Consider the following 5,473-nt stretch of genomic DNA (forward strand, 5'->3'; position numbering starts at 1 on the left):
GAAAAACGGCCTGTCGATCTCTCGACAAGCCGTTGATAAATGGCGTCCCCAAGGGGTTTCGAACCCCTGTTGCCGGGATGAAAACCCGGTGTCCTAGGCCTCTAGACGATGGGGACATAGAACTTTATAAATGTTATTTGGTGGAGCTAGGCGGGATCGAACCGCCGACCCCCTGCATGCCATGCAGGTGCTCTCCCAGCTGAGCTATAGCCCCAAACAGCGAGGCGCAACTTTACGGATTTGACCGTTTTCTGTCAAGCAGTTTGTGCCGCTACACGCTGCTGAATATACTCCAGCGCCATATCAATCCTTGCAAGAACACGCTCACGCCCAATCAACTCAAGTGTAATATCAATTGGCGGGGAAATTGCGGTGCCAGTTGCCGCCACCCGCAGGGGCTGCGCCACCTTGCCAAGCTTAAGATCAAGAATTTCTGCGGTCTCTTTCACAATCTCGTGGATAGGCTCCGCATCCCAGATCTCCAGCTCTGACAGCATGCCACGAATTCTCTCAAGTGGCTCGGCTGCTGCTGCCTTAAGATTCTTCTTTGCAGCCTTCTGGTCAAACTCATCAAAATCAAGATAGAAACAGCGACTATTCTCTGCCATCTCCACCAGGGTTTTTGCCCGCTCTTGCTGCGCCTCTACAACCTTCACAAGCTCTGGACCACTGTTCGCAGGGTCTATATCAAGCCGCCCAAGATGCCATCTAAGGTGTCTGGCTATGTGATCTGATGAACTGTTTTTTATATAGTGTTGGTTCAGCCAGAGCAGTTTCTCCGGGTTAAAGGTAGAGGCAGAGTTGTTAACATCAGTAACATCAAAAAGCTCCACCATCTCATCTATGGAGAATACCTCCTGATCACCGTGCGACCACCCTAGTCTAACCAGGTAGTTTAGCAGTGCCTCAGGCAGATAACCTTCATCCCGGTACTGCAGTACACTGACTGCGCCATGACGTTTTGATAGACGGCTTCCGTCCGAACCAAGAATCATGGGCAGGTGAGCATATTTGGGAGTCTCTGCCCCAAGCGCCTTTAGAATATTGATCTGGCGCGGCGTATTGTTTAGATGGTCATCCCCGCGCACGATATGAGTAAGCCCCATATCAAGATCATCTACCACCACTGTTAGATTGTAGGTTGGAGTTCCATCAGAGCGGGCGATAATAAGATCATCCAGCTCACTGTTCTGAAACACCACCTTACCACGCACCATATCATCGACAACCACTACACCATCAGTTGGATTCTTGAAACGTACAACCGGATCCACCCCGTCACGAGGCTCACTGCGACTACGGCAAAGGCCGGTATAGCGGGGCTTCTCCTTCCGTGCCCGCTGTCCCTCACGCATCTCATCCAGCTCTTCGCGACTGCAGTAGCAATAGTAGGCGTGTCCATCGTCCAGCAACTGTTGAATAATCTCTCTGTAACGGTCAAAACGGTGAGTCTGATAGAAAGGCCCCTGGTCATAGGCAAGCCCCAACCATGCCATCCCCCTCAGAATCGCATCAACCGACTCTTCCGTGGAGCGCTCCCTGTCAGTATCCTCTATACGGAGAATAAAATTCCCCCCATGACGACGGGCATAGAGCCAGGAAAATAGTGCAGTTCTGGCTCCTCCAACGTGGAGATAACCGGTTGGGCTTGGAGCAAATCTTGTTGTTAACTTCATTATTATGATTAATCTATCTGAAACAGGGTGTACCACCCTATGGAAAGCCGCACAGTATATACTATTACCCCATGAACAGAAAAATTGCTGTTGTTGAGGATGATCCTGATCAACGCGAAAATTATACAGATGCCTTGCGCAACCAGGGTTATGAGGTTGTAGCATATGCAACCAAGAACGAGGCTCTGCGTGGACTCAACACCAATCCCCCAGATCTGGCCATTCTCGATGTAATGTTGGGAGAGGACCACGATGCAGGTTTTGAGATCTGCAACTCACTTCAAAAGACTCACCCAACCGTTCCAGTCATTTTTCTTACGGCACGAGATAGCGAGATAGATCGTGTCGAGGGTCTTCGTATGGAGGCCTGGGACTATCTGATCAAGCCCATCACCCTCGACTACCTTATTGTGCGTGTCTCCTCACTATTCCGGATTGAGGAGAGACTTACTCACACCACAACCCAGAATGATCCAGGCAACGTAGTTAGTGGTGACCTGACTCTTAATGAGAACTCAATGTCAGTTCACTGGAAGGGAAAACCAATCGAACTGACCCTTACTGAGTTCTGGCTGGTTGAGGCCCTGGCAGAATCTCCTGGTGATGCCTTTAGTTATGAAGCCCTAATGCCGGTCACAAGACAGACTATTGTTGAGAAAAACACCATCAATGGACATATCCGCAGAATCCGCATCAAATTCAAGCGTGCTGATCCGGAGTTCAACTGCATTCGCAACGTCTTTGGAGTTGGATACCGTTGGGACTGCTGAAGAAGATCAAGGGAGAGCTGTATCAATGGGGAGGGATCCGTAACAAGCTGATCCTTGCCATTCTTCTGTTCTTCACTATCCCGATTATGGGATACAAGATGTTGACCGAGATGAAACAGTTTATGCAACAGGGGCAGGAAAACGCTCTCTCCATGGCGTCCCAGGCGGTAGCAACTGTTCTTCACAATAACCCTGAGCTATTCAAACCAGAAACCGGCATCCCCCATGATCTTAGCAGTGACAGAGATCTCTACGTACATGAGATTGATGAGATTCCAAACCTCGACCGCCCAGGCTTCAAAGAGTGGGAGCCAATCCTTTATCGTGCCATTGAGTATGGCGAAACCCATATTCTGCAGGGTGGGCATCAGTACCAAAGCACTGATCTCTCCTTCAGTCGTGTGCTGGCGTTAACTCCGGATAAACGCAACATCTACGCACTATTCCAGGTTACTGACAACACTGTGCTGTTCCGTAAAAGAAAAGGGCTACGGGTAGACAGTGGAGATCACCTGCGCATCTACCTGCAGAGAGGCAACCGTCCTGCACAAAACTATCTGGTAACTGCATATAAACCAGGCCTCATGAGCATCTATCAGATGGATGAACAGTGGGAACAACCAATCACTGGCAAACATGAACGGATATTTGCCGCATCCATGTACCCTGCCAGTAACGGATATAGTATTGAGCTAAAACTCCCAAAGAGGTTAATCAACGAAAACACAACTCTCTCTTTCTCCATTATCGATATCGATGACCCTGATGAGCGTACCCTGAATATGGAGATTGGCACCTTCAGAGAGTGGACTGAGGCCTACACCAATCGTGTATTTCTGCCTGCACCATCAATGGAGCGGATGATAAACGCCATTGATCTGCCAGATGCCCGCTTCTCCATAACCGATGAGCATCGCCGTATTGTGGCAACAACCGGTAGCCTGATTACCACAGTTAGCCGCAGTGATGAGCGCAACCCAATAACAGCACCTCTGTTTGATCTGGTTTTTGGATCCCCAATTCAAAATGTAGAAGAGCCTATACGGGATACCAGAGAGTTCTCCTGGAATGCAATTGATCGTGCCCTGGAGACAGGAAAGGAGCAACGTTTTACCCGCCCCTCTTACGATGGGCTGGCTGACATCATCACAATTGCCTATCCAATACATGGTGAAGATGGGGAGCTTGGGGTGGTGGTTGCTGAACAGAGCAATCTGCGCATCCTCTCGGAACTAAGGGTAACTCTGGAAAATGTAATTGGCTCCACCCTTCTGGTCATCCTGTTGGCTTCTCTTATTCTTATAACAATTGCAACCAGACTGACCCTGCGACTACATAAACTTAGAACAGAGACCGCAAACTCAATTGATGATAGTGGACGTATCGTTACTGAATCCATCCAGACTGAAAATGATTCAATTGATGAGCTGGGCGATCTGTCACGCAGCATCTCATCGATGCTTACACGACTATCCAGATATACAAAATATCTGGAGCGAATGCCGCGTATGCTCAAACATGAGATCCTCAACCCGCTCAATATAGTCTCAACCTCTCTGGAAAATCTTGAAAGAGAGATCCCGGAGACCGAACATAGCATTAAGTATCTTAAAAAAACCCGACGTGGAATCGGTAGGCTGGGATCCATTGTGCAGAGTCTGGCAGAGGCATCTAGCCTTGAAGACGCACTAACCCCTGGGACCGAAGAGCAGTTTGATCTCAATGAACTGCTTAACGAGTACCTTGATAACTACCAAAACACCCATCCCCTGCAATATTTCAGGGTTCAGCTACCGGATCAACCAATCCCGTTTGTCGGCTGGCCATATGCCATCGAACAGATGCTGGATAACCTGCTAAACAATGCTGTTGACTACAGTGATCCAGGGAAACCGATCGACATCATGGTAAGCATGAATGGAGATGCTGATATAGACAATATTCAGATCTCTATTCTGAATGAGGGGGCTGCGATCCCTACAGAGATCAGAGATACCCTGTTTGAGTCCATGGTCACCTCCCGCAAGGAGAGCAACCCAGACCAGCCACACCTTGGATTGGGGTTATATATAGTCAGGCTGGTTGCTGACCACCATAACGGCACAGTAATTTACAAGAATCGTGAGGACGTAGAGGGCAGCACCTTCACAGTCACCATCAACCTGTAGCCAATCCCCCATCCTGTTGCCTGACATACTCCAGTTCGGCAATGACCTGCGCCCCCAGTAACAGAATAATACCTGCCATCTCCAGACTGAAGAGGGCAATGATTGCTGTTGCCAGAGAACCATATACCGCATCGGCAAAACTGATGGTAGAGAAGTAGTAGACCAGCAGATGGCGCATCCCCTCCCATAACAGGGTAGCTACCGCACCACCAATCAATACAGGCCGTAGCGAGATTCTGCCAACCGGCATCACCCAGTAGATGGAAGAGAACATCAGCCAGACCCCCACTAGCCCCATCCAGTAGAGACCGGACTGTGCAAGCCACTGCAGTGATATGGTCCACTGCAGTAGCGAAAACTCCATACTCTCAACAGACTGCAACACCCCAGCCAGCAGCGTCAACATCAACAGACCCACTCCCAGCGCCACAATATAGAGATAGGGGATCACCGCAGAGAGCAGAAAGTGGCGGCGGTGAATCTCCACCCGATGGAAGAAGATCACCGACATCGCATTCTCCAGCGCAGTAAAGGCAAGTGAGCTGGCAAACAGCAGGATCACACCACCAACCCAGCCGATAACCTCGCGATGAGATAAAAATGATGCCAGCTGCGCAGTTATGAGTTCCGCCTGCCAAGGGACAATCATCCGCAACTCTGCATCCACCACAGCAAGTAACTCAGCCTCTGGGACCAATGCAGAGAGCACCACCAGCAACAGCGCAACCAGCGGGATCAGAGAAAATAGCGTGTAATAGGCGATCGCCCCAGAGAGCAGAATCCCCTGATTATGTCGAAACCGTGTCAGCACACGACTGACAAACTTAAAAAACTCTACCGGGCTCAGTAACTCCATACA

Annotated in this window: 4 protein-coding genes and 2 tRNA genes; 2 read left to right on the forward strand and 4 right to left on the reverse strand. The window is 49.6% G+C overall.

Features of this window, described 5'->3' with window-relative positions:
* Nucleotides 1-40: 40 nt before the first annotated feature.
* From AC3ZFK_RS08025 to gltX, 3 genes are all read right to left on the reverse strand, one after another.
* A tRNA-Glu gene (locus AC3ZFK_RS08025) sits at nucleotides 41-116 on the reverse strand.
* A gap of 22 nt (nucleotides 117-138) precedes the next feature.
* Nucleotides 139-214, reverse strand: a tRNA-Ala gene (locus AC3ZFK_RS08030).
* Between the two features lie 40 nt (nucleotides 215-254).
* Nucleotides 255-1,676 carry a glutamate--tRNA ligase gene (gene gltX / locus AC3ZFK_RS08035; protein WP_487507409.1) on the reverse strand — a complete coding sequence of 474 codons (1,422 nt, stop codon included), beginning with the start codon at nucleotides 1,674-1,676 and terminating at the stop codon, nucleotides 255-257.
* A gap of 71 nt (nucleotides 1,677-1,747) precedes the next feature.
* On the opposite strand from gltX, the gene AC3ZFK_RS08040 reads away from it, so the two are divergent.
* Both AC3ZFK_RS08040 and AC3ZFK_RS08045 read left to right on the forward strand, forming a co-directional pair.
* Nucleotides 1,748-2,446, forward strand: a complete 699-nt coding sequence (locus AC3ZFK_RS08040; protein ID WP_487507410.1) for a response regulator transcription factor — start codon at nucleotides 1,748-1,750, stop codon at nucleotides 2,444-2,446.
* Nucleotides 2,434-4,614: an ATP-binding protein gene (locus AC3ZFK_RS08045; RefSeq protein WP_489433778.1), complete on the forward strand. Its 2,181-nt coding sequence runs from the start codon at nucleotides 2,434-2,436 to the stop codon at nucleotides 4,612-4,614. Before AC3ZFK_RS08040 ends, AC3ZFK_RS08045 begins: the two co-directional genes overlap by 13 nt.
* Here AC3ZFK_RS08045 and AC3ZFK_RS08050 read toward each other — a convergent pair.
* On the reverse strand, nucleotides 4,604-5,473 hold an 870-nt coding region (locus AC3ZFK_RS08050; RefSeq protein WP_487507412.1), incomplete at its 5' end, for a YihY/virulence factor BrkB family protein. The genes AC3ZFK_RS08045 and AC3ZFK_RS08050 overlap by 11 nt on opposite strands.

Source organism: Candidatus Thiopontia autotrophica, assembly GCF_982804495.1.